Source organism: Pseudomonas sp. NEEL19 (genome assembly GCF_028751975.1).
GTDB lineage: Bacteria > Pseudomonadota > Gammaproteobacteria > Pseudomonadales > Pseudomonadaceae > Aquipseudomonas > Aquipseudomonas juntendi.
This window is the reverse complement of record NZ_CP081491.1, coordinates 4,154,929-4,176,273: the sequence shown is the minus strand read 5'-3', so window position 1 is coordinate 4,176,273 and position 21,345 is coordinate 4,154,929. Positions and strand designations below refer to the sequence as shown.

At 62.8% G+C, this 21,345-nt stretch carries 15 protein-coding genes and 1 pseudogene; 8 read left to right on the top strand and 8 right to left on the bottom strand.

The window, feature by feature from the left end:
- Positions 1-38 precede the first annotated feature (38 nt).
- Positions 39-803 carry a methyl-accepting chemotaxis protein gene (locus K4A76_RS23945; protein ID WP_371262796.1) on the bottom strand — a complete coding sequence of 255 codons (765 nt, stop codon included), beginning with the start codon at positions 801-803 and terminating at the stop codon, positions 39-41.
- Between the two features lie 141 nt (positions 804-944).
- A pseudogene (locus tag K4A76_RS23940) lies at positions 945-1,769 on the bottom strand (PDC sensor domain-containing protein); the annotation flags it as partial.
- A gap of 313 nt (positions 1,770-2,082) precedes the next feature.
- Here K4A76_RS23940 and K4A76_RS18525 point away from each other — a divergent pair.
- Positions 2,083-3,558 carry a helicase HerA-like domain-containing protein gene (locus K4A76_RS18525; RefSeq protein ID WP_274410887.1) on the top strand — a complete coding sequence of 492 codons (1,476 nt, stop codon included), beginning with the start codon at positions 2,083-2,085 and terminating at the stop codon, positions 3,556-3,558.
- Between the two features lie 287 nt (positions 3,559-3,845).
- Here the strand turns inward: K4A76_RS18525 and K4A76_RS18520 are convergent, their stop codons facing one another.
- Together K4A76_RS18520 and K4A76_RS18515 are read right to left on the bottom strand one after the other, a co-directional pair.
- Entirely contained in the window at positions 3,846-5,318 is a 1,473-nt protein-coding gene (locus tag K4A76_RS18520; RefSeq protein WP_274410886.1) for an inorganic phosphate transporter, read from the bottom strand.
- Positions 5,319-5,626: 308 nt separating this feature from the next.
- A complete protein-coding gene (locus K4A76_RS18515; RefSeq protein ID WP_009685625.1) occupies positions 5,627-5,827 on the bottom strand; it encodes a hypothetical protein in 201 nt (66 codons plus the stop codon).
- Positions 5,828-6,303: 476 nt separating this feature from the next.
- On the opposite strand from K4A76_RS18515, the gene pcaR reads away from it, so the two are divergent.
- From pcaR to pcaC, 7 genes are all read left to right on the top strand, one after another.
- Positions 6,304-7,179, top strand: a complete 876-nt coding sequence (gene pcaR / locus K4A76_RS18510; RefSeq protein ID WP_009685624.1) for a pca regulon transcriptional regulator PcaR — start codon at positions 6,304-6,306, stop codon at positions 7,177-7,179.
- Between the two features lie 339 nt (positions 7,180-7,518).
- Positions 7,519-8,865: an MFS transporter gene (locus tag K4A76_RS18505; RefSeq protein WP_054912070.1), complete on the top strand. Its 1,347-nt coding sequence runs from the start codon at positions 7,519-7,521 to the stop codon at positions 8,863-8,865.
- A gap of 261 nt (positions 8,866-9,126) precedes the next feature.
- A complete protein-coding gene (gene pcaF, locus K4A76_RS18500; RefSeq protein ID WP_274412311.1) occupies positions 9,127-10,332 on the top strand; it encodes a 3-oxoadipyl-CoA thiolase in 1,206 nt (401 codons plus the stop codon).
- Between the two features lie 201 nt (positions 10,333-10,533).
- Positions 10,534-11,823, top strand: a complete 1,290-nt coding sequence (locus tag K4A76_RS18495) for an MFS family transporter (protein ID WP_110675686.1) — start codon at positions 10,534-10,536, stop codon at positions 11,821-11,823.
- A 9-nt stretch (positions 11,824-11,832) separates the two neighbouring features.
- Entirely contained in the window at positions 11,833-13,185 is a 1,353-nt protein-coding gene (locus K4A76_RS18490) for a 3-carboxy-cis,cis-muconate cycloisomerase (RefSeq protein WP_274410885.1), read from the top strand.
- Between the two features lie 11 nt (positions 13,186-13,196).
- Positions 13,197-13,988 carry a 3-oxoadipate enol-lactonase gene (gene pcaD / locus K4A76_RS18485; RefSeq protein WP_274410884.1) on the top strand — a complete coding sequence of 264 codons (792 nt, stop codon included), beginning with the start codon at positions 13,197-13,199 and terminating at the stop codon, positions 13,986-13,988.
- A gap of 10 nt (positions 13,989-13,998) precedes the next feature.
- A complete protein-coding gene (gene pcaC / locus K4A76_RS18480) occupies positions 13,999-14,391 on the top strand; it encodes a 4-carboxymuconolactone decarboxylase (RefSeq protein ID WP_047583944.1) in 393 nt (130 codons plus the stop codon).
- Positions 14,392-14,571: 180 nt separating this feature from the next.
- On the opposite strand, the gene K4A76_RS18475 is transcribed toward pcaC, so the two are convergent.
- The 4 genes from K4A76_RS18475 to ttgB all read right to left on the bottom strand — a co-directional run bounded on the left by K4A76_RS18475 (position 14,572) and on the right by ttgB (position 21,342).
- Positions 14,572-15,084 (bottom strand): Mpo1 family 2-hydroxy fatty acid dioxygenase, encoded by a 513-nt coding sequence (locus K4A76_RS18475; RefSeq protein WP_274410883.1) that lies wholly within the window; start codon positions 15,082-15,084, stop codon positions 14,572-14,574.
- Positions 15,085-15,283: 199 nt separating this feature from the next.
- Positions 15,284-16,540, bottom strand: a complete 1,257-nt coding sequence (locus K4A76_RS18470) for an OprD family porin (RefSeq protein WP_274410882.1) — start codon at positions 16,538-16,540, stop codon at positions 15,284-15,286.
- A 198-nt stretch (positions 16,541-16,738) separates the two neighbouring features.
- A complete protein-coding gene (locus K4A76_RS18465; protein WP_054912198.1) occupies positions 16,739-18,193 on the bottom strand; it encodes an AdeC/AdeK/OprM family multidrug efflux complex outer membrane factor in 1,455 nt (484 codons plus the stop codon).
- Entirely contained in the window at positions 18,190-21,342 is a 3,153-nt protein-coding gene (gene ttgB / locus K4A76_RS18460) for a multidrug efflux RND transporter permease subunit TtgB (RefSeq protein WP_029887533.1), read from the bottom strand. The genes K4A76_RS18465 and ttgB overlap by 4 nt, the downstream gene beginning before the upstream one ends.
- Positions 21,343-21,345 lie beyond the last annotated feature (3 nt).

Sequence of the window (21,345 nt, the reverse complement as noted above, 5' to 3'; positions counted from 1 at the left end):
GGGGAGGGGGTGTACCTGCTCCCCTGGGGCGCGTGGGACTAGATCCGGAAGCTGCCCACCAGGTGCTTCAGGCGCCCGGCCTGCTGCTCCAGGTCGGAGCACGCACGCAGGGTGGCCTGCAGGTTCTCCACACCTTCCTGGTTGAGCATGTTGATCTCGTTGATATCCATGTTGATGGCTTCGACCACGGCAGTCTGCTCCTCGGTGGCGGTGGCCACCGACTGGTTCATGCCATCGATTTCGCCAATGCGCACGGTCACGCTGTCCAGCCGTTCGCCGGCCTGGTTGGCGATCTGCATGCTGTCGTTGCTGTGGCGCTGGCTCTGATCCATGGTTTCGACCGATGCGCGGGCACCCACCTGCAGTTCTTCGATCATGGCCTGCACCTGTTGCGCCGATTCCTGGGTGCGGTGGGCCAGGTTGCGTACCTCATCGGCCACCACGGCGAAACCACGCCCGGCTTCACCGGCGCGGGCCGCTTCGATGGCGGCGTTCAAGGCCAGCAGGTTGGTCTGCTGGGAGATACTGGTAATCACTTCCAGAATCTGGCCGATGTTCACGGTTTTGCTGTTGAGGGTCTCGATGTGTTCGCTGGAGGTGACGATCAGGTCCGAGAGCCGGTTCATCGCCGCAATGTTGCGCTCGACCACCTGTTGGCCTTCTTCGGCCAGTAGCCTTGCGGAGCTGGCGTGCTGCGAGGCCTGGGCAGCGTTGCCGGCGATTTCCTGGGCCGCGGCACCCAGTTCGTTGATGGCCGCGGCCACGCTGTTGGTGCGGTTGGCCTGCTCATCGGAGTTGGTCATTGATGAGTTCGAGGCGCTGATCACCCGCAGCGCCACTTCGTTGACTTGCTCGGTGGCCGAGGACACTTCGCGGATGCTGCTGTGGATACGCTCGACGAAGCGGTTGAAGGCGTTGCCGAGAATGCCGAATTCATCGTGGTTATGGATGCGCAGGCGCTTGGTCAGGTCGCCTTCACCTTCGGCGATGTCTTCCATGGCGCGGGTCATGGTGTGCAACGGCTGCATCAGTACGCGAATCAGCAAGCCGAGCAAGGCGATGATGATGACCACGGCGACGACCGTGGCAACCACAGCCGAGGTGCGGAAGGTGCTCAGCATCGAGAAGGCCTTGGCCTTGTCCAGCGACAGGCCGATGTACCAATTGGCCGAGGGCAGGCCGGTGATCGGGGTGAAGGTCAGCAAACGTGCCTGGCCGTCGCTTTGCACTTCGGTCAGTTCGTTGCTCAGTTTGGGTGTGTGTTGCGGGAACAGGTCTGACAGCGACTTCATCACCAGGGCCTGGTCCGGGTGTACCAGGATCTTGCCCTGGTCATTGACCAGGAAGGCATAGCCCATACCACCAAAGTCCAGCGAGTTGATGATTTGCACCAGACCGTCCAGCGCCAGGTCGCCACCGACCACACCCACGCTGCTGGAGACCTTGCTGAGGATGCCGATGACCATTTTGTTGGTGGTCATGTCGATGTACGGTTCGGTCAACATGGCCCCGCTGGCATTCATGCCATCCTTGTACCAGGGTCGGGTGCGAGGGTCGTAACCGTCGGGCATCTTCGCGTCCGGGCGAACACTGAAGCCGCCGTCGATCTTGCCCAGGTAAACGGTCAGGAAGCTGGAGAGCAGTGCGCGCTGGCCCATGAAGGTTTCAGCGTTGGCCGGGTTCTGGGCAATGTTCTGCGCCAGGTTTTCCACCAGTTTGATACGCCCGTCGAACAGGTTGCGGATGTTGGTGGACGTGGAAGTACCCATTTCAGCCAGGTAGTTTTCCAGGTCCTCGCGGATGGCATTACGCTGCAGGTAATCGTTGTAAAGGGTGAAAAGGCTGAAGGCGAGTATGACGATCAGTGAGGCGGCCAACAGTATCTTGTGGCTGAAACGCAGGCTTTTATTCATGGCGTAATCGGTTCCGCTAAGGTTTTAATCAGGGCGTTCGCACGAGTGAGGCCGCAAGGCTGTGCAATATCCGGAAAAATCCCTTTTCGGTTGTTCCTCTCTTCTAAGGCGAATATCACCCGAAGGTATCGGCCGGTTTCAGTTAAAGCTTGAGCAGGGGATTAAAGAGATGTCGGAAACTTCGACCATAGTTGTGGGATCGGGCCCGGATGGCCAGCCGCTCGGGCAAGCCATGCGCCTGGCCAACCGCCACGGCCTGGTGGCAGGCGCCACCGGTACCGGCAAGACCGTCACCTTGCAACGCCTGGCGGAAGTGTTCAGTGACGCCGGGGTCGCGGTGTTTGCCGCCGACGTGAAAGGTGACTTGTGTGGCCTGGGCGCCGCCGGTGCACCGCAGGGCAAGGTGGCCGAGCGCATCGCCGGCATGCCGTGGCTTGGGCATACGCCACGGGCCTACCCGGTGACGTTGTGGGATATCGCGGGGCAGTCCGGCCACCCGCTGCGCACGACCCTCAGTGAAATGGGGCCGCTGCTGCTGGGCAACTTGCTGGAACTGACCGACAGCCAGCAGGCGGCGTTGTATGCAGCGTTCAAGGTGGCCGACCGTGAAGGCCTGTTGCTGCTCGACCTGAAAGACCTCAAGGCGCTGCTTGCCCACCTGAAAGACAACCCGCAATTGCTGGGTGAAGACAGCGCGCTGATGACCACCGCCTCGACCCAGGCCTTGTTGCGCCGGCTGGCAACCCTCGAGCAACAGGGGGCCGAGGCGCTGTTCGGCGAGCCGGCGTTGCAACTGGAAGACTTGCTGCGCCCGGACCCCGATGGCCGCGGCCGGATCCACCTGCTTGATGCCAGCCGCTTGGTGCATGAGGCCCCCAAGGTCTACGCCACCTTCCTGTTGTGGCTGCTGGCTGAATTGTTCGAGCAGTTGCCCGAGCGCGGCGATGCCGAAAAACCGCTGCTGGCGTTATTCTTCGACGAGGCGCATCTGTTGTTCAACGGCACGCCCAAGGCGCTGCAGGAGCGCCTGGAGCAGGTGGTACGGCTGATCCGGTCCAAAGGTGTGGGCGTGTTCTTCGTCACCCAGTCGCCGGGTGACTTGCCGGATGCGGTGCTGGCCCAGTTGGGCTTGCGCATTCAGCATGGCTTGCGGGCGTTCACAGCCAAGGAGCAAAAGGCGTTGCGCGCGGTAGCCGATGGCTTCCGCCCCAACCCGGCGTTCGACACCTTGAGCGTGCTCACCGAACTGGGCATTGGCGAAGCGCTACTGGGGGCGCTTGAAGAGAAGGGCACCCCGGCCATGGTCCAGCGCGTGTTGGTGGCTCCGCCGCAATCGCGAATCGGGCCGTTGAGTGCTGCGGAGCGCGGTGCGCTGATTGCTGCTTCGCCGCTGGCCGGGCGCTATGACAAGCCGGTGGACCGTGAGTCGGCCTATGAAATGCTGACTCAGCGCAAAGGCGAGGCCGTGGAGCCGGCGCCGCAACCGAAGGCCGATGAAGAGAGCTTTGCCGACAAGGCCGGTGAGTTCTTGCAGAGTGCGGCGGGGCAGGCGATCAAATCGGCGGTGCGCCAGGCAGCCAACCAGTTGGGGCGGCAACTGGTGCGGGGGTTGATGGGGTCGTTGTTGGGGGGCAAGAAAAAATAGTTGGCTGCCACCTGGACCGTATCGAGCCTGGGCCTTGCGCACTGCCTGTGAGCCCAGCTGCCGATATGAAAAAGGCGCCCCGGGGTTAATGCCAGTCAGTTAAGTAGTTGGGGCCGCTTTGCGACCCTTCGCGGGCACGCCCGCTCCCACAGGGGATAGCGCATTTCTTGAGTTCAGCGCCAAGCGTGTAGGAGCGGGCGTGCCCGCGAAGGGCTGCAAAGCAGCCCCAATAACCCTTAACTGACAGGCATTAGCCCCGTGGGCGCCTTTGTCTATTGCGGTGTCACTCAGCCAATGGCCTTGGACGCCAGCCAGAACAAGCCGGCCGCCAGGCCCATCGAGGCTGGCAGGGTCAGAACCCAAGCCATCAGGATGGTTTTGACGGTGCCACCTTGCAGGCCGCTTTTGTTGGCGACCATGGTGCCGGCCACCCCGGACGACAACACGTGAGTGGTCGAAACCGGCAAGGCGAACACGTTGGCCATGCCGATGGCACAGGCCGCGGTGATCTGTGCCGACATGCCCTGGGCATAGGTCATGCCCTGCTTGCCGATCTTCTCGCCAACGGTCAGCACCACACGCTTCCAGCCCACCATGGTGCCCAGGCCCAGGGCCAGCGCAACGGCCACGATTACCCAGAACGGGGCGTATTCAGTGGTGGCGGTAAGGTCCTTGCGCAGTTTTTCCAGGTCGGCCTTTTCGCGGGCTTCCAGGCCAGGCAGCTTGCCAACCTTCTTCGCGGTGTCATCCAGGCACAGCAAGTAGCGGCGTACTTCAACGCGCTTCTCGGCAGCCAGGCTGTGATAGTCGGTCACGCCTTGCAACGAGGTTTGCAGTGCGGCGATGGTCGGCTCGGTCTGCTGCGGGTTGCAACTGAACTGCTCCGGCAGGTCGCTGGCCTTGGCCTTGCCCAGGGCCAGGAACTCGCCCAGGGTGGCGGCGTTGCGCTCGTAGAACTGGCTCATGTGCAGGGTGGCGTCGCGGGTACGCTCGATCTGATAGGTGGTGCTGTTCAGGTCGAGCACGAACTTGGCCGGAACGATACCGATCAGCACCAGCATGATCAGGCCAATGCCTTTCTGGCCGTCGTTGGAACCGTGCACGAAGCTCACGCCCATGGCAGAAACCACCAGGACCAGGCGGTTCCAGAAGGGCGGGTGCTTCTTGTCGTCGAGTTTACGGCGCTGCTCGGGGGTCTTGTGCATCTTCGACAGCGGGCGCCACCACTTCAGGCCGAGCAGCACCAGGGCAGCCACGGCGAAGCCGGCCAGTGGCGAGACCACCAGCGACATGGCTATGTCGATGGCTTTCTGCCAGTTAACGCCGTCTCCCAGCGGGATGTCGTTGATCAGGGCATTGGCCAGACCTACACCCAGAATAGAGCCGATCAGCGTGTGCGAGCTGGAAGCGGGAATACCGAAGTACCAGGTGCCGAGGTTCCAGGTGATGGCCGCGGCCAGCAGGGAGAAGACCATGGCCAGGCCGTGCCCGGTGTTCACATTGATCAGCAACTCCACCGGCAGCAGGTGCACGATGGCGTAGGCCACCCCGACACCGCCCAGCAGTACGCCGAAGAAGTTGAACACGCCGGAGAAGAACACGGCGAGGTGGGGAGGCATGGCTTTGGTATAGATGACGGTAGCTACCGCGTTTGCGGTGTCATGAAAGCCATTGATGAACTCGAAAGCGAGTACGAAGGTCAAGGCGAGCAGCAGGCTCACCAATACCCAGGCATCCAGTCCGCTGAATAAATCGATCATGAAGGTTGTCTGGCGGTCATAGGGGGGCGGGATTATGCCAGAAAACCTTGGCAATCGATGCACCTCCAGCAGGCCGTTGGTACGGCCAAAAGCGCCAAAGCTGCCCTGCCAGCGGCCTTTGATTACAGGGCAAGTTCAGCTTAAATCGGTGAATTGCTGCGAAAAGCAGGTCAAAAACGTAAAGGTCAAGCTTCGGCGCTAATTAAAACGATCGTTTGAAATTTGTGAAAATCCATTTCACTTAGCTTGGGTAATAAGACCAACACGCCCGGCCGAGCCGGGCGAACACAGCGCTGCATTGACCCGGGTCAGGGGTTCTCGCTGCGTAGTTCCTTTTCCATGCGTTCCAGTTCCTGGCTGAAAGCCTGGTCGCGCAGGCTGGCGCGTTTGCGCCAGGGTTTGCGCTCCGGTTCCGTTTGTGCGGCATAGGTGGTGACTTCGCCGCCGTAGACATCCTTGTAACGTTCAGCCTGGCGCTCGAGTTCTGCGCGCAGTTCATCTTTCGTCACATGCAGTACCTGAATTAAGTGTAATCACGGGTGTAACGCGTTATGCGCTTGTGCGCCCTGTTCCGGCCGCAACGGCTTGGTTCCATGGAAGGTCCCGTGGGCACAATTGCGTCACGACTGTGGTGCCGATTATAGCAACCGATAATTTGCCGAACATCGTTATTTAACCAGCACCGCCATCATCCGACACAAGTTATGGCATGTGCGGGTAAACAAGTTGGGGCTTTCTTACAAGTTTGAAAGGCATGCCGGATAAAAGTTCGGGCAACAAGCTGACGAGGCGGGAATGAAAAAAACGGCCCCGCCGAAAGGCGAGGCCGTTGCCTGGGGACTTCTACGGTGGGTACCTGACCAGTCTCTCCAAAGAAGCCACATGTGGCAGGAGAAAGGTATAAGCAAAAGTGTCAGCGGTCAATTGCGATTATCGGCCGTTTGTTCGATAATCGCACGAACCGGCGTTTTTTTTGAGGTGTGGGATGAGTGACGAAACGGTGGACAACGCTTCTGCCAGCCCAGAGGCGGCACGGCCTGTGTTGGCGGCCATGGCGCCGCCGATCGTGGCCTCGCCGGCCAAGCGCATCCAGGCTTTCACCGGCGACCCGGACTTCATGACATCCCTGGCCCGTGGCCTGGCGGTGATCCAGGCTTTCCAGGAGCGCAAGCGCCACCTCACCATCGCCCAGATCAGCCACCGTACCGAAATACCCCGGGCCGCCGTGCGCCGTTGCCTGCACACGCTGATCAAGCTGGGCTATGCCACCACCGATGGGCGCACCTACTCGCTGCTACCCAAAGTGCTGACCCTGGGGCATGCCTACCTGTCATCCACGCCATTGGCGATTTCGGCCCAGCCGTACCTGGACCGCATCAGCGACCAGCTGCACGAGGCGGCCAACATGGCCACCCTCGAAGGTGACGACATCCTTTATATAGCCCGTTCGGCCACGGTCGAGCGCCTGATTTCGGTCGATTTGTCGGTGGGCGGGCGCCTGCCCGCCTACTGCACGTCGATGGGGCGCATTCTGCTGGCGGCGCTGGATGACACCAGCCTGCGCGAATACCTGGAGCGGGCCGACCTCAAGGCGCGCACCAGCCGTACCTTGCATGATGCCGAATCGTTGTTCGCCTGTATTCAGCAGGTCCGCGCCCAAGGCTGGTGTGTGGTGGACCAGGAACTGGAGCAGGGGCTGCGCTCGATTGCCGTGCCGGTGTACGACGCTTCCGGGCAGGTGCTGGCAGCCTTGAACGTAAGTACCCACGTCGGGCGGGTCACGCGCAGCGAACTGGAGCAGCGCTTCTTGCCGATCCTGCTGGCTGCCAGCCGGGACCTGTGCCACCAGCTGTTTGGTTGAGCGCGCAAGGGGGGGGCGCAGCAACCTGCGGGGCGGGCGCCAGCGGTTTTTTGAACAGGCAAAACGGTTTCCTGTGCGATAAACGCACAGTGTCGCTCGCGGCGAATTGCGTCACCTGCGCCCGCTGATTAATGTCTCTCGCAACGGTCGGCTGTGCCGACCGAACAAGAAAAACATGAGGCACATACCATGCATACTGTCCCTAGGCTGCTGCGCTCGCACCCGCATGCAGTTTCGTTGTATCCAGGCTGACCCAGGCCATTTTCCCTAGCGTTGCCCACCTGTACCGGCTAGCCGAGTGCAATGGCCTGGCTGTGCCCCCTATTCTGGATAACAACAATGAACCAAGCGCAAACCAACGTCGGCGCAAGCCTTGACGTCCAGTCGTTCATCAATCAGCAACCGTTGTCCCGCTATCAGTGGCGGGTCGTGCTGCTGTGTTTTCTGATCGTCTTCCTCGATGGCCTGGACACGGCCGCCATGGGCTTCATCGCCCCGGCCCTGTCGCAGGAATGGGGCATTGACCGTGCCAGCCTGGGCCCGGTGATGAGTGCCGCGTTGATCGGCATGGTCTTCGGCGCCCTGGGCTCGGGGCCGCTGGCCGACCGCTTTGGCCGCAAGGGCGTGCTGGTGGGTGCTGTACTGGTATTCGGTGGCTTCAGCCTGGCCTCGGCCTATGCCACCAACGTCGACCAGTTGCTGGTGCTGCGCTTCCTGACCGGCCTTGGCCTGGGGGCGGGTATGCCCAACGCCACCACGCTGCTGTCGGAGTACACCCCAGAGCGGCTCAAGTCGCTGCTGGTCACCAGCATGTTCTGCGGCTTCAACCTGGGTATGGCCGGCGGTGGCTTCATTTCCGCGAAAATGATCCCGGCCTATGGCTGGCACAGCCTGTTGGTAGTCGGTGGCGTGCTGCCGTTGCTGCTGGCCGTGGTGCTGATGGTCTGGCTGCCGGAGTCGGCGCGCTTCCTGGTGGTGCGTAACCGTGGCACTGACAGGGTGCGCAAGACCTTGTCGCCGATCGCCCCGCAGGTGGTGGCCGAGGCGGCGAGCTTCAGCGTGCCGGAACAGAAGGCCGTGGCCGCCCGCAACGTGTTCTCGGTGATTTTCTCTGGCACCTACGGCCTGGGTACCGTACTGCTGTGGCTGACTTATTTCATGGGCCTGGTGATCGTCTATCTGCTGACCAGCTGGCTGCCGACTCTGATGCGTGACAGTGGCGCGAGCATGGAGCAGGCGGCCTTTATCGGTGCCTTGTTCCAGTTTGGTGGCGTGCTGAGTGCGGTCGGTGTGGGTTGGGCCATGGACCGCTTCAACCCGCACAAGGTGATTGGCATTTTCTACCTGCTGGCCGGGGTATTCGCCTACGCCGTAGGGCAGAGCCTGGGCAATATCACCTTGCTGGCTACGCTGGTACTGGTGGCTGGTATGTGCGTGAACGGCGCCCAGTCGGCCATGCCGTCGCTGGCGGCGCGCTTCTACCCGACCCAAGGCCGGGCGACCGGGGTATCGTGGATGCTGGGCATCGGACGCTTCGGCGCGATACTCGGGGCCTGGAGCGGCGCAACCCTGTTGGGCCTGGGCTGGAGCTTCGAGCAGGTGCTCACGGCGCTGCTGGTGCCGGCGGCGCTGGCTACCGTTGGGGTGGTGGTGAAAGGGCTGGTGAGCCACGCCGACGCCACCTGATAGCGAGGCCGCCCTTGCCGGGCAGGCGCTGTACGAAGGTGGGTAGCAAGGCAACAAATAGTTCGATAATCGCACGAATAGTCGATTATCGGATTGTAAGCTACCCACCGGCCTCCTTAATCTGAGCTTACTGAAGCACCCTGACCAGGAGCCTCCAATGCCACGTGCAGACCACCACCGAACCCACCGAAATCAAGCTGCCACCCCGCGTGACCTTGATGCCCGTACCGCCGCGGCCCATGGCCAGCCGGCAGGAGAAGCCTGATGCGAGACGTATTCATCTGTGACGCCATCCGTACCCCGATTGGCCGCTTTGGCGGTGCCCTGGCCGGTGTGCGTGCCGACGACCTGGCCGCCGTGCCACTGAAGGCGCTGATCGAGCGCAACCCCGGTGTGCAGTGGGACCAGGTTGACGAGGTGTTCTTCGGGTGCGCTAACCAGGCAGGTGAAGACAATCGCAACGTGGCGCGCATGGCGCTGCTGCTGGCCGGCCTGCCCGAAAGCATTCCGGGCGTCACCCTGAACCGCCTGTGTGCCTCGGGCATGGATGCCATTGGCACTGCTTTCCGCGCCATTGCCAGCGGGGAAATGGAGCTGGCCATCGCCGGGGGGGTGGAATCGATGTCGCGGGCCCCGTTCGTCATGGGCAAGGCCGAAAGCGGCTATTCGCGCAACATGAAGCTGGAAGACACGACCATCGGCTGGCGCTTCATCAACCCGCTGATGAAGAGCCAGTACGGCGTGGACTCCATGCCGGAAACCGCCGACAACGTGGCCGACGATTATCAGGTATCGCGCGCCGACCAGGATGCTTTCGCCTTGCGCAGCCAGCAAAAGGCCGCTGCAGCGCAGGCAGCCGGCTATTTTGCCGAAGAAATCGTGCCGGTGCGCATCGCCCATAAGAAGGGTGAAGTGATCGTCGAGCGTGATGAACACCTGCGCCCGGAGACCACCCTGGAAGCGTTGACCAAGCTCAAGCCGGTCAACGGCCCGGACAAGACCGTCACCGCCGGCAACGCTTCGGGCGTCAACGATGGTGCGGCAGCACTGATCCTGGCCTCGGCTGAAGCGGTGAAGAAGCATGGCCTTACCCCGCGTGCCCGCGTTCTCGGCATGGCCAGCGGTGGCGTTGCGCCACGGGTGATGGGCATTGGCCCGGTCCCGGCAGTGCGTAAGCTGACCGAGCGCCTGGGTGTGGCGGTGAATGATTTCGATGTGATCGAGCTCAATGAAGCGTTCGCCAGCCAAGGCCTGGCAGTGCTGCGTGAGCTGGGCGTGGCCGATGATGCGCCGCAGGTGAACCCCAATGGCGGCGCGATCGCGCTGGGCCACCCGCTGGGCATGAGCGGTGCTCGCCTGGTGCTGACGGCGCTGCATCAACTGGAGAAAAGCGGTGGCCGTAAAGGCCTGGCGACCATGTGCGTGGGCGTCGGCCAAGGCTTGGCGCTGGCCATCGAACGGGTTTGACCTGTCCTGGCCCCTTCGTGGGGCAAGCCGGGTGTCACAGTATGGTCGTTGCCCACTGCACAACGGCAAACTGTGGCAGCAGGCTTGCCCCGCGAAGGGGCCGGCACCTTCGACTCAAGGCCAATTGCCAGCCTCAAGGCGGAACGAGGTGTTACCAGGTATGTCTAGAATAACCTGGGACCCTTCAGGAGTAATCTCACCATGACCTCAGCCTATTACACCGGTGAAGAGCGCAGCAAGCGCATCTTCGCTATCGTTGGTGCCTCTTCGGGCAACCTGGTGGAATGGTTCGACTTTTACGTCTATGCCTTCTGCGCGATCTACTTCGCCCCGGCGTTCTTCCCCTCCGACGACCCCACGGTGCAGTTGCTAAACACCGCGGGGGTATTCGCCGCAGGCTTCTTGATGCGCCCGATTGGTGGCTGGATCTTCGGCCGCCTCGCTGACCGCCATGGCCGCAAGAACTCGCTGATGATCTCGGTGCTGATGATGTGCTTCGGCTCGCTGATGATCGCCTGCCTGCCCACCTATGCCAGCATTGGCACCTGGGCCCCGGCGCTGCTGTTGCTGGCGCGCCTGATCCAGGGCCTGTCGGTGGGTGGCGAATACGGCACCACCGCCACGTACATGAGTGAGGTGGCCCTGCGCGGCCAGCGCGGCTTCTTTGCCTCGTTCCAGTACGTGACGCTGATCGGCGGCCAGCTTTTGGCCGTGCTGGTGGTAGTGATCCTGCAGCAGCTGCTGACCGAGGATGAGCTGCGTGCCTGGGGCTGGCGCATTCCGTTCGTGGTCGGGGCCATTGCAGCACTGATCTCGTTGATGCTGCGCCGCTCGCTGCACGAAACCAGCAGCGCCGAAACCCGTCAGGACAAGGATGCCGGCACCATCAAAGGCTTGTTCAGCAACCACGCTGCAGCCTTCATCACCGTGCTGGGCTACACCGCAGGTGGGTCGCTGATTTTCTACACCTTCACCACCTACATGCAGAAGTACCTGGTGAATACCGCTGGCATGACGGCGAAGAACGCCAGTTATGTGATGACGGCTGCGCTGTTCCTGTTCATGGTGCTGCAGCCGTTCTTCGGCATGCTGTCCGACCGTATTGGCCGACGCAATTCCATGCTGCTGTTCGGCGCGTTGGGAACGCTGTTCACCGTGCCGCTGCTGATGGCGTTGAAAACCGTGACCAGCCCGTTCATGGCCTTCGTGCTGATCAGCCTGGCACTGTGCATCGTCAGTTTCTATACCTCGATCAGCGGCCTGGTGAAGGCCGAGATGTTCCCGCCGCAAGTTCGCGCGCTGGGTGTAGGCCTGGCTTACGCGGTGGCCAACGCGGCATTCGGCGGTTCGGCCGAGTACGTGGCCCTGGGGCTGAAGACCATGGGTATGGAGAATACGTTCTACTGGTACGTGACAGCGATGATGGCGATAGCCTTCCTGTTCAGCCTGCGCCTGCCGAAGCAGGCCGAGTACCTGCACCATGATCATTAAGGAAGCTGCATGAGCAACCAACTGTTCGACGCCTACTTCACCACGCCGGCCATGCGCGAGGTGTTTTCCGACCGTGGCCGCCTGCAGGGCATGCTGGATTTCGAGGCCGCGCTCGCCCGCGCCGAGGCTTCGGTCGGCTTGGTTCCGCACAGCGCCGTGGCCGCCATCGAGGCGGCCTGCCAGGCCGAGCGCTATGACGTAGGCGCCCTGGCCAATGCCATCGCCAGCGCTGGCAATTCGGCAATCCCGCTGGTGAAGGCGTTGGGCAAGGTGATCGCCACCGGCGTGCCCGAGGCCGAGCGTTATGTGCACTTGGGCGCTACCAGCCAGGATGCGATGGACACCGGCTTGGTATTGCAGTTGCGCGCTGCCCTCGACTTGCTGGAAAGCGACCTTGGCCAGCTTGCCGAAACCTTGGCGCAGCAGGCCTTGAAGCACGCCGACACCCCCATGGTGGGGCGCACGTGGCTGCAACATGCCACGCCGGTGACCTTGGGCATGAAGCTGGCCGGGGTGCTTGGCGCCGTGACCCGCCATCGCCAGCGCTTGCAGGCGTTGCGCCCGCGCTTGCTGGTGCTGCAGTTCGGCGGCGCCTCGGGCAGCCTGGCGGCCTTGGGCAGCAAGGCGCTGCCGGTGGCCGAGGCGCTGGCCGAGCAACTGCGGCTGGCCCTGCCGGAACAGCCTTGGCACACCCAGCGCGACCGCTTGGTGGAGTTTGCCTCGGTGCTGGGCATGATCGCCGGCAGCCTGGGCAAGTTCGGCCGCGATGTCAGCTTGCTGATGCAAACCGAGGCTGGCGAGGTGTTCGAGCCTTCCGCGCCGGGCAAGGGCGGCTCTTCGACCATGCCTCACAAGCGTAACCCGGTGGGGGCCGCCGTTCTGATCGGGGCCGCCACCCGGGTGCCGGGGCTGGTTTCGACGATGTTCAGCGCCATGCCCCAGGAACACGAGCGCAGCCTGGGGTTGTGGCATGCCGAATGGGAAACCCTGCCAGAAATCTGCTGCCTGGTCTCCGGTGCGTTGCGCCAGGCCCAGGTGATTGCCGAGGGGATGGAGGTGGATGCCGAGCGCATGCGCCGCAACCTCGACCTGACCCAGGGCCTGGTGCTGGCCGAGGCAGTGAGCATTGTGCTGGCACAGCGCCTGGGCCGCGACCGCGCCCACCACCTGCTGGAGCAATGCTGCCAGCGCGCCGTGGCCGAGCAGCGTCACCTGCGTGCCGTGCTGGGTGACGAGCCGCAGGTCAGCGCCGAACTGTCCGCCGAGGAACTCGATCGCTTGCTCGACCCTGCCCATTACCTGGGCCAGGCCCGCGTCTGGGTGGCGCGCGCCGTGTCCGAACATCAACGTTTTACTGCCTGAAGGAGACCGCTGTGGCGCATTTGCAACTGGCCGATGGCGTTTTGAATTACCAACTCGATGGCCCGGCAGACGCCCCGGTGCTGGTCCTGTCCAACTCGCTGGGTACCGACCTGGGCATGTGGGACGCCCAGATGCCGCTGTGGGCCGAGCAATTTCGGGTGCTGCGCTACGACACCCGTGGCCACGGTGCATCGCTGGTCACCGAAGGCCCTTATTCCATCGAGCAACTGGGCCGCGATGTGCTGGCGTTGCTCGATGGCCTGGACATTGCCAAGGCGCACTTTGTCGGCTTGTCGATGGGTGGCCTGATTGGCCAGTGGCTGGGCATCAATGCCGGTGACCGGTTGCGTAGCCTGACCTTGTGCAACACCGCCGCCAAAATCGCCAATGACGAGGTGTGGAACACCCGTATCGACACCGTGCTCAAGGGCGGCCAGCAGGCCATGGTCGACCTGCGCGATGCGTCCATTGCCCGCTGGTTCACCCCAGGCTTTGCCCAGGCACAAGCCGCAGAGGCCCAGCGTATCTGCCAGATGCTGGCGCAGACCAGCCCCCAGGGTTATGCCGGCAACTGCGCGGCGGTGCGTGATGCCGACTTCCGTGAGCAACTCGGTCGCATACAGGTGCCGACGTTGATCGTGGCAGGGACAGAAGATGTGGTAACCACCCCGGCGCACGGCCAGTTCATGCAAACCGGTATTGCCGGTGCCGAATACGTCGAGTTCCCGGCAGCGCACCTGTCCAACGTCGAGATTGGCGAGGCGTTCAGCCGCCGCGTGCTCGCCTTCCTGTTGGCTCACTGAGGACCCTGCCATGGACGAGAAACAACGCTACGACGCCGGTATGCAAGTACGCCGCGCGGTACTGGGCGATGCCCATGTGGACCGCAGCCTGGAAAAGCTCAACGACTTCAATGGCGAGTTCCAGGAAATGATTACCCGCCATGCGTGGGGTGACATCTGGACCCGCCCCGGCCTGCCACGTCACACCCGCAGCCTGATCACCATTGCCATGCTGATCGGCATGAACCGTAACGACGAACTGAAGCTGCACCTGCGCGCAGCGGCCAACAACGGCGTGACTCGCGACGAGATCAAGGAAGTGCTGATGCAGAGCGCGATCTACTGCGGCATTCCAGCGGCCAACGCCACCTTCCACCTGGCGGAGTCGGTGTGGGACGAGCTAGGGGTAGAGTCGCGTAGCTGACCCTCACGCGGCCCCGCCTGTAGGAGCGGCCTTGTGTCGCGATGGGCTGCGCAGCAGCCCCGGAATATCAGCTTCGCAGCTACGATTGCCGGGGCCGCTGCGCAGCCCATCGCGACACAAGGCCGCTCCTACACAGGTGCCGGGGTTACAGCGCGACACAAGGCCGCTCAGGTGCCACGGTTACATCGAGCGTATGGCCACCGGGCCTGCGTTGCTTTCCACAGCCTGCTTCAGGGCCGGGCACAAGCCCAGCATGAAGGCCGCTTCTGCCACCACGAACAAAGGCCCGATGATCAGGCCACTGATGTCGTCCACAAACGCCGGTTTTCGGCCTTCGTAATAGTGGCCGACGAACTGGATGATCCAGCCCAGCACGAACGCGGCCACCCCGGCACCGAGCCAAAGCCCGGTAGGCTGCACCGCCAGCACCTGGCCAACCCACAGGCACAAGCCCAGCAACACCCCCATCACCAGCCCGAAGCGCAGGTCCAGGCGCAGGTAGAACCAGACCGAAGCCGCTGCCGCCAGCAGGGCCGGGGACAGCCATATGCCAGCAACCTCCCACCCGGGGCGGGACAGCAGGATGGTGACTGCCAGCACGATCATGGGGATGCCGATGAAGTGGGTGACGATGTTGCGCGGGTCGCGGTGGTAACTGGCGTACTGGCTCAGGTGGTCGACGAGCGTTTTCATTGTTGTGCCTCCCTGGTTTGCCTGGGCTGATCAAGCTGCCTGTCAGGGCCCTGCGCGGCGGTCACACGCCGCGGCAGGCCCGGTACAGGCAACGGGTATAGCTCAGGATAGCCCGCAGCCACCACTATCATCAGCGGGGCGAATGGCAGGGGCGCCCCGCGGGCTTATCCAGCGGGGCCATGGCGCACATTGGCAGGGCTTACAGCAGGTTCAGCGGGTAGCTCACGATCAGGCGGTTCTCGTCGAAGGCGTTGGTGCTGAAGTCACGGCGCATGGTGGAGTTGCGCCATTTCACCGACAGGTCCTTGAAACTGCCCGATTGGATCACGTACGCCAATTCGGTCTCCCGGGCCCATTCCTTGCCATCATCAACGTTGCCGACGGTCACGTTCTCACCCTTGATATAGCGGTTCATCAGGGTCAGGCCCGGAACGCCAACGGTGGCGAAGTTGAAGTCATGGCGCACCTGCCAGGAGCGTTCTTTGGCATTGTCGAAGCTGGAGTTGTAGCTGTCGTTGGCCAGGGTCCCGCCGCTGGTGCCATTGACTCGCATCCAGGCATCGTCGCCGCTGACCTTTTGCAGGCCCACGTAGAACGTATGGCCCTGGTAGCGCGCCGAGAGCAGTGCCGAGGCGGTACGGTTGTCCAGTTTACCGGCGCGCTCGGCGCCGTCTTCCTTGCCGATGAAGTAGCCCAGGTTGGCGCCCAGGGTCCAGTCGCCCAGCGGCTGGCTGTGGGTCAGGTTCAGGTATTGTTGGTGGTAGATGTCCTTGAGCTGGGCATCCCACAGGCCAATCATGGTGCGTTTGTCGTTGAAGGTGTATTCGCCGCCACCGAAGTTGAACCGGTCGGAGGTGAACGAGCCTTTGCCGTTCATCGACATGTCTTCCATGCTGGCATCGTTGCGCGGGCTGTTGCCGCGGAACTGGCCGGCGTACAGGGTCAGGCCGGCGATTTCCCTGGAGGTCAGCTGGCCACCGCGGAAGGTTTGCGGCAGCGAACGGCCGTCGTCCGAACGCAGGATCGGCAGCACCGGCATCCATTCCCCGACCTTCAGTTCGGTTTCGGAAAGCTTGGCCTTCAACGCCACACCCAGGCGGCCGAAATCATCGGCTGGGCGGCCATCGTCGTGCACGGGTAGCAGGTGGGTGTTGGTGGTGCCTTTGCCACCGTCGAGCTTGACCGAATACAGGCCCAGCACGTCCACGCCGAAACCGATGGTGCCTTGGGTGAAGCCGGAGCGGGCATCCAGAATGAAGCTCTGCGTCCATTCTTCGGCCTTGCCCTGTGGGTTGGCCGGGTCAACGAAGTTACGGTTGATGTAGAAGTTGCGCAGGTTGAGGGTGGCCTTGGCGTCTTCCAGGAAACCGCCTTGGTCGGCAGCGAAGACGGGGAGGGCGCAGGACATGGCCAACAGGCCGGGCAGCAGCTGGCGTGCGGTTTGCGAAGTGCTCATCTGTCGTGGATCTCTTGTTTTTATGGGGCGTTGCGTGGGGGGATGGTGCGGCGTGAGGCGGGGGTGAGGCAATTCGTCGCAAACGGAAGGGGGCGATAATCGAACGGAATGTTCCAGTTGGTTAATTACTGACACATTTTGCAGCAGCCATGAAAAAGGCCCACCGCCAGGGTGGGCCTTGTGCTGTACCGAGCCAGGTCAGCCTTTGGGTGTATCCACCGCTGCTTGCTGGTTGGCCTGGCCAGTGCGCTCGTACCAGCCACCGCCCAGCGCCTTGTACAGATTGACCTCGCTGGTCAACTGCGACAGGCGATCGCCGATCAGCGCTTGCTGGGCACTGAACAGGTTGCGCTGGGCATCGAGGAAGGTCAGGTTGCTGTCGATACCGATACGGTAGCGGCGCTCGGCCAGGCGATAGTAGTCCTGGTTGGCTTGCACCAGGTCGCGTTGCGCCTGCAATTGCTCTTCGAAGGTCTTGCGCGCTGCCAGGCCATCGGAGACTTCCTGGAAGGCCGTCTGGATGGTTTTTTCGTACTTGGCGACGTTGATGTCCTTCTGGATTTTCGAGTAGTCCAGGCTGGCCTTCAGGCTGCCGGCGTTGAAGATCGGCAGGTTGATCTGCGGCTGGAACAGCCAGGTGCCCTGGCCGCCGGAGAACAGATGGCCCATGTCGGGGCTCAGGCTGCCGGCGTTGGCCGTCAGGCTGATGCTTGGGAAGAACGCTGCGCGGGCGGCGCCGATATTGGCGTTGGCGGCCTTGAGCAGGTGTTCGGCTTCCTGGATGTCCGGGCGGCGCTGGAGGATGTCGGACGGCAAGCCGGCTGGTACTTCCGCCAGTTGATCGGCGTCGAGCTCCAGCGGCTTGGGCAGGTTGGCAGGAATGCCGGTGCCCAGCAGCACGGTCAGGCTGTTGACGTCCTGGGCGACCAGGCGCTGGTACTGCGAATACTTGACCCGGGCCCCTTCCACGGCGGTGCGTGCCTGGCTCAAGTCCAGTGCCGAGGCCACGCCCACTTCATTGCTGCGACGGGTGAGGTTGTAGCTTTCCTCGTAGGTCTTCAGCGTTTCTTCGGTCAGCTTGAACAGCGCCTGGTCGGCCTGCCAGGTGTAATAGGCGTTGGCCACGCTGGCCACCAGGGCAATTTGCGTGGACCGCCGTGCCTGTTCGCTGGACAGGTAGGTTTCCAGGGCTTGCTCGGTCAGGCTGCGTACCCGGCCGAACAGGTCCAGTTCATAGGCGCTGACACCCAGCGTGGCCGAGTATTGGCTGGTGATGCTGGACTCACCGGTTTGCGACATGTTCGCCGGTACCCGCTGGCGGCTACCGCTGGCGTTGGCGGAAACCGCCGGGAACAGGTCGGCCCGCTGAATGCGATACTGCGCGCGGTACGCGTCGAGGTTCAGTGCGGCAACACGCAGGTCGCGGTTGTTGACCAGCGAAGTCTGGATCAGCTGCTGCAGTGCCGGGTCACGGAAGAACTGGCGCCAGCCCTGTTCGGCAGCGGCGACGTCTGCCGATTGCGTGGGGGAATATGCAGGGCCTTGCGGCCACTGCGCAGCCACCGGCGATTCCGGGGTCTGGTAGTCAGGGATCAGCGAGCAGCCGCCCAGAATGAAAGCGGTTACCGCCAGGGACAACAAAGACTTGGTCATTGCCCAGCCTCATAACGTGGAGTTTCAGGGGTGGCGTCTTTTTCCGGCTTTTTGCTGCCGAACAGCGACGACACTGCGACGAAGAATAGCGGTACCCAGAAGATTGCCAGCACGGTCGCGCTGATCATGCCGCCGATCACGCCGGTGCCGATGGCGTGCTGGCTGCCGGCGCCCGCGCCGCTGGCGATGGTCAACGGTACCACGCCAAGGATGAATGCCAGCGAGGTCATGATGATCGGGCGCAGACGCATGCGGCAGGCTTCGATCGCGGCGTCGTACAGGCTGCGACCCTGCTCGTGCAGTTCCTTGGCGAACTCGACGATCAGAATGGCGTTTTTCGCCGCCAGGCCGATGGTGGTCAACAGGCCGACCAGGAAGTACACGTCGTTGGACAGGCCGCGCAGGCTGGTGGCGATCAGTGCACCGATGATACCCAGCGGTACCACCAGCACCACGGCGATCGGAATCGACCAGCTTTCATACAGCGCTGCCAGGCACAGGAACACGAACAGTACCGAGAGGGCGAACAGTGCCGGCATCTGCGAGCCGGAGAGTTTTTCCTCGTAGGACATGCCGGTCCAGGAGAAGCCCACACCGCTAGGCAGTTCGCCGGCAATGCGCTCGACCTCGGCCATGGCTTCACCGGTGCTGTAGCCAGGCGCCGGGGCACCGAGAATCTCCATGGCCTCCACACCGTTGTAACGCGACAGCTTGGGCGAACCGTAGCTCCACTCACCCTTGGCGAAGGAGGAGAACGGCACCATCTCGCCAGCGCCATTGCGCACGTACCACTTCTGCAGGTCTTCAGGGCTCATCCGCGCGTTGGCTTCGCCCTGGATGTACACCTTCTTGACCCGGCCACGGTCGATGAAGTCGTTGACGTAGCTGGCACCCAAGGCGATGGACAGGGTGTTGTTGATGTCGGCAATGGTCACGCCCAGGGCGCTGGCACGCTCGTCATCGATGGTCAGCTGGTACTGCGGCTCGTCGTTCAGGCCGTTCGGGCGTACGCCACTGAGCACTTTGCTCTGCGACGCCTTGGCCAGGAACTCGTTGCGCGCTTCCATCAGCTTGGCATGGCCGACACCGCCGCGGTCCTGCAGGAACACGTCGAAACCCGTGGCGTTACCCAGTTCCAGCACCGCCGGTGGGGCAAACGCGAACACCATGGCATCGCGGAAGGTGAAGAAGTGCTGCTGGGCGCGTTGGGCCAAGGCGAACACGCTGTTTTCCTGGGACCGTTCACCCCATGGCTTGAGCATGATGAACGCCATGCCCGAGCTTTGGCCACGGCCGGCGAAGTTGAAGCCGTTGACGGTGAATACCGACGACACGGTGTCGGCTTCATCCTTGAGCAGGTATTCACGCATCTGGTCGACCACCACCTGGGTGCGCTCGGCACTGGAGCCGGCCGGGGTCTGCACTTGGGCGAACAGCACGCCCTGGTCTTCCTCGGGCAGGAACGCGGTAGGGATGCGGGCGAACAGCCAGATCATGCCAACCACGATCAGTGCATAGGCCAGCAGGAACGGCACCTTGTTGCGCAGGATGGCACCCACGCTGCGCTCGTAGCCGTTGACGCTGCGGTCGAAGTTGCGGTTGAACCAGCCGAAGAAGCCACCTTTGGCGGTGTGGTGCTCGCCCTTTTTCAGCGGCTTGAGCATGGTCGCGCACAGGGCAGGGGTGAAGATCAGCGCCACCAGCACCGACAGCCCCATGGCCGAAACGATGGTGATGGAGAACTGCCGGTAGATTACGCCGGTGGAGCCACTGAAGAACGCCATGGGCAGCAGAACCGCCGACAGCACCAGGGCGATACCCACCAGGGCGCCCTGGATCTGCTCCATGGAGCGCTTGGTCGCCTCCTTGGGCGGCAGGCCGTCTTCGGACATGACCCGCTCGACGTTCTCCACCACGACGATGGCGTCGTCCACCAGCAAGCCGATGGCCAGCACCATGGCGAACATGGTCAGGGTGTTGATGCTGAAACCCGCAGCGGCAAGGATGCCGAAGGTACCCAGCAACACCACCGGCACGGTCATGGTGGTGATGATGGTGGCGCGGAAGTTCTGCAGGAACAGGTACATCACCAGGAACACCAGCACCACGGCTTCGATCAGCGTATGGATTACGCCACTGATCGACTCGGTGACCACCGGCGTGGTGTCATACGGGAATACCGCTTTCACCCCAGGCGGGAAGAAGGGTTCCAGGTCGCTGATGGTCTGGCGCAGCGCCTTGGCCGTGTCCAGGGCGTTGGCCCCGGTGGCCAGCTTCACGGCCAGACCGGAGGCCGGCTTGCCGTTGAACTGGGCGCTGATGGCATAGTTTTCACCGCCCAGGCCAACCTCGGCGACATCCCCCAGGCGCACCTGGGAACCGTCGTTGTTGACCTTGAGCAGGATCTTCTCGAACTGCTCGGCGGTCTGCAGGCGGGTCTTGCCGATGATGGTCGCGTTCAGCTGGGTACCCGGCATGGCCGGCAGGCCGCCGAGCTGGCCGGAGGACACCTGCACGTTCTGCGCAGCCACGGCGTTCTTGACGTCGACCGGGGTCAGCTGAAACTTGTTCAGCTTGGCCGGGTCGAGCCAGATGCGCATGGCGTACTGTGCACCGAACACCTGGAAGTCGCCCACACCGGCAGTACGCGAGATCGGGTCCTGCATGTTGGAGACGATGTAGTTGGCGAGGTCGTCCTTGGTCATGCTGCCGTCTTCGGACACCAGGCCGATCACCATCAGGAAGTTCTTCACTGCCTTGGTAACACGGATACCTTGCTGCTGCACTTCCTGCGGCAGCAGCGGGGTGGCCAGGTTCAGCTTGTTCTGCACCTGCACCTGCGCGGTGTCGGGGTTGGTGCCTTGCTCGAAGGTGGCGGTAATGGTCATGCTGCCGTCGGAGTTGCTTTCCGACGACACATAACGCAGGTTGTCGATACCGTTGAGCTGCTGCTCGATCACCTGGACCACGGTGTCCTGCACGGTCTGCGCCGAAGCGCCCGGGTAGGTCACGGCGATGGCGATGGCCGGCGGCGCGATGCTGGGGTACTGGTTGATCGGCAGCTTCAGGATCGACAAGGCCCCGACCAGCATGATCACCAAGGCGATCACCCAGGCGAAGATCGGGCGATCGATAAAGAACTTCGACATGGT

Excerpts from the sequence above, each read along its gene's own strand:
- K4A76_RS23945 (WP_371262796.1), bottom strand. The coding sequence starts at position 803 with ATGACCAACTCCGATGAGCAGGCCAACCGCACCAACAGCGTGGCCGCG.
- K4A76_RS18525 (WP_274410887.1), top strand. The coding sequence starts at position 2,083 with ATGTCGGAAACTTCGACCATAGTTGTGGGATCGGGCCCGGATGGCCAG.
- K4A76_RS18520 (WP_274410886.1), bottom strand. The coding sequence starts at position 5,318 with ATGATCGATTTATTCAGCGGACTGGATGCCTGGGTATTGGTGAGCCTG.
- pcaR (WP_009685624.1), top strand. The coding sequence starts at position 6,304 with ATGAGTGACGAAACGGTGGACAACGCTTCTGCCAGCCCAGAGGCGGCA.
- K4A76_RS18505 (WP_054912070.1), top strand. The coding sequence starts at position 7,519 with ATGAACCAAGCGCAAACCAACGTCGGCGCAAGCCTTGACGTCCAGTCG.
- K4A76_RS18495 (WP_110675686.1), top strand. The coding sequence starts at position 10,534 with ATGACCTCAGCCTATTACACCGGTGAAGAGCGCAGCAAGCGCATCTTC.
- K4A76_RS18490 (WP_274410885.1), top strand. The coding sequence starts at position 11,833 with ATGAGCAACCAACTGTTCGACGCCTACTTCACCACGCCGGCCATGCGC.
- pcaC (WP_047583944.1), top strand. The coding sequence starts at position 13,999 with ATGGACGAGAAACAACGCTACGACGCCGGTATGCAAGTACGCCGCGCG.
- K4A76_RS18475 (WP_274410883.1), bottom strand. The coding sequence starts at position 15,084 with ATGAAAACGCTCGTCGACCACCTGAGCCAGTACGCCAGTTACCACCGC.
- K4A76_RS18470 (WP_274410882.1), bottom strand. The coding sequence starts at position 16,540 with ATGAGCACTTCGCAAACCGCACGCCAGCTGCTGCCCGGCCTGTTGGCC.
- K4A76_RS18465 (WP_054912198.1), bottom strand. The coding sequence starts at position 18,193 with ATGACCAAGTCTTTGTTGTCCCTGGCGGTAACCGCTTTCATTCTGGGC.
- ttgB (WP_029887533.1), bottom strand. The coding sequence starts at position 21,342 with ATGTCGAAGTTCTTTATCGATCGCCCGATCTTCGCCTGGGTGATCGCC.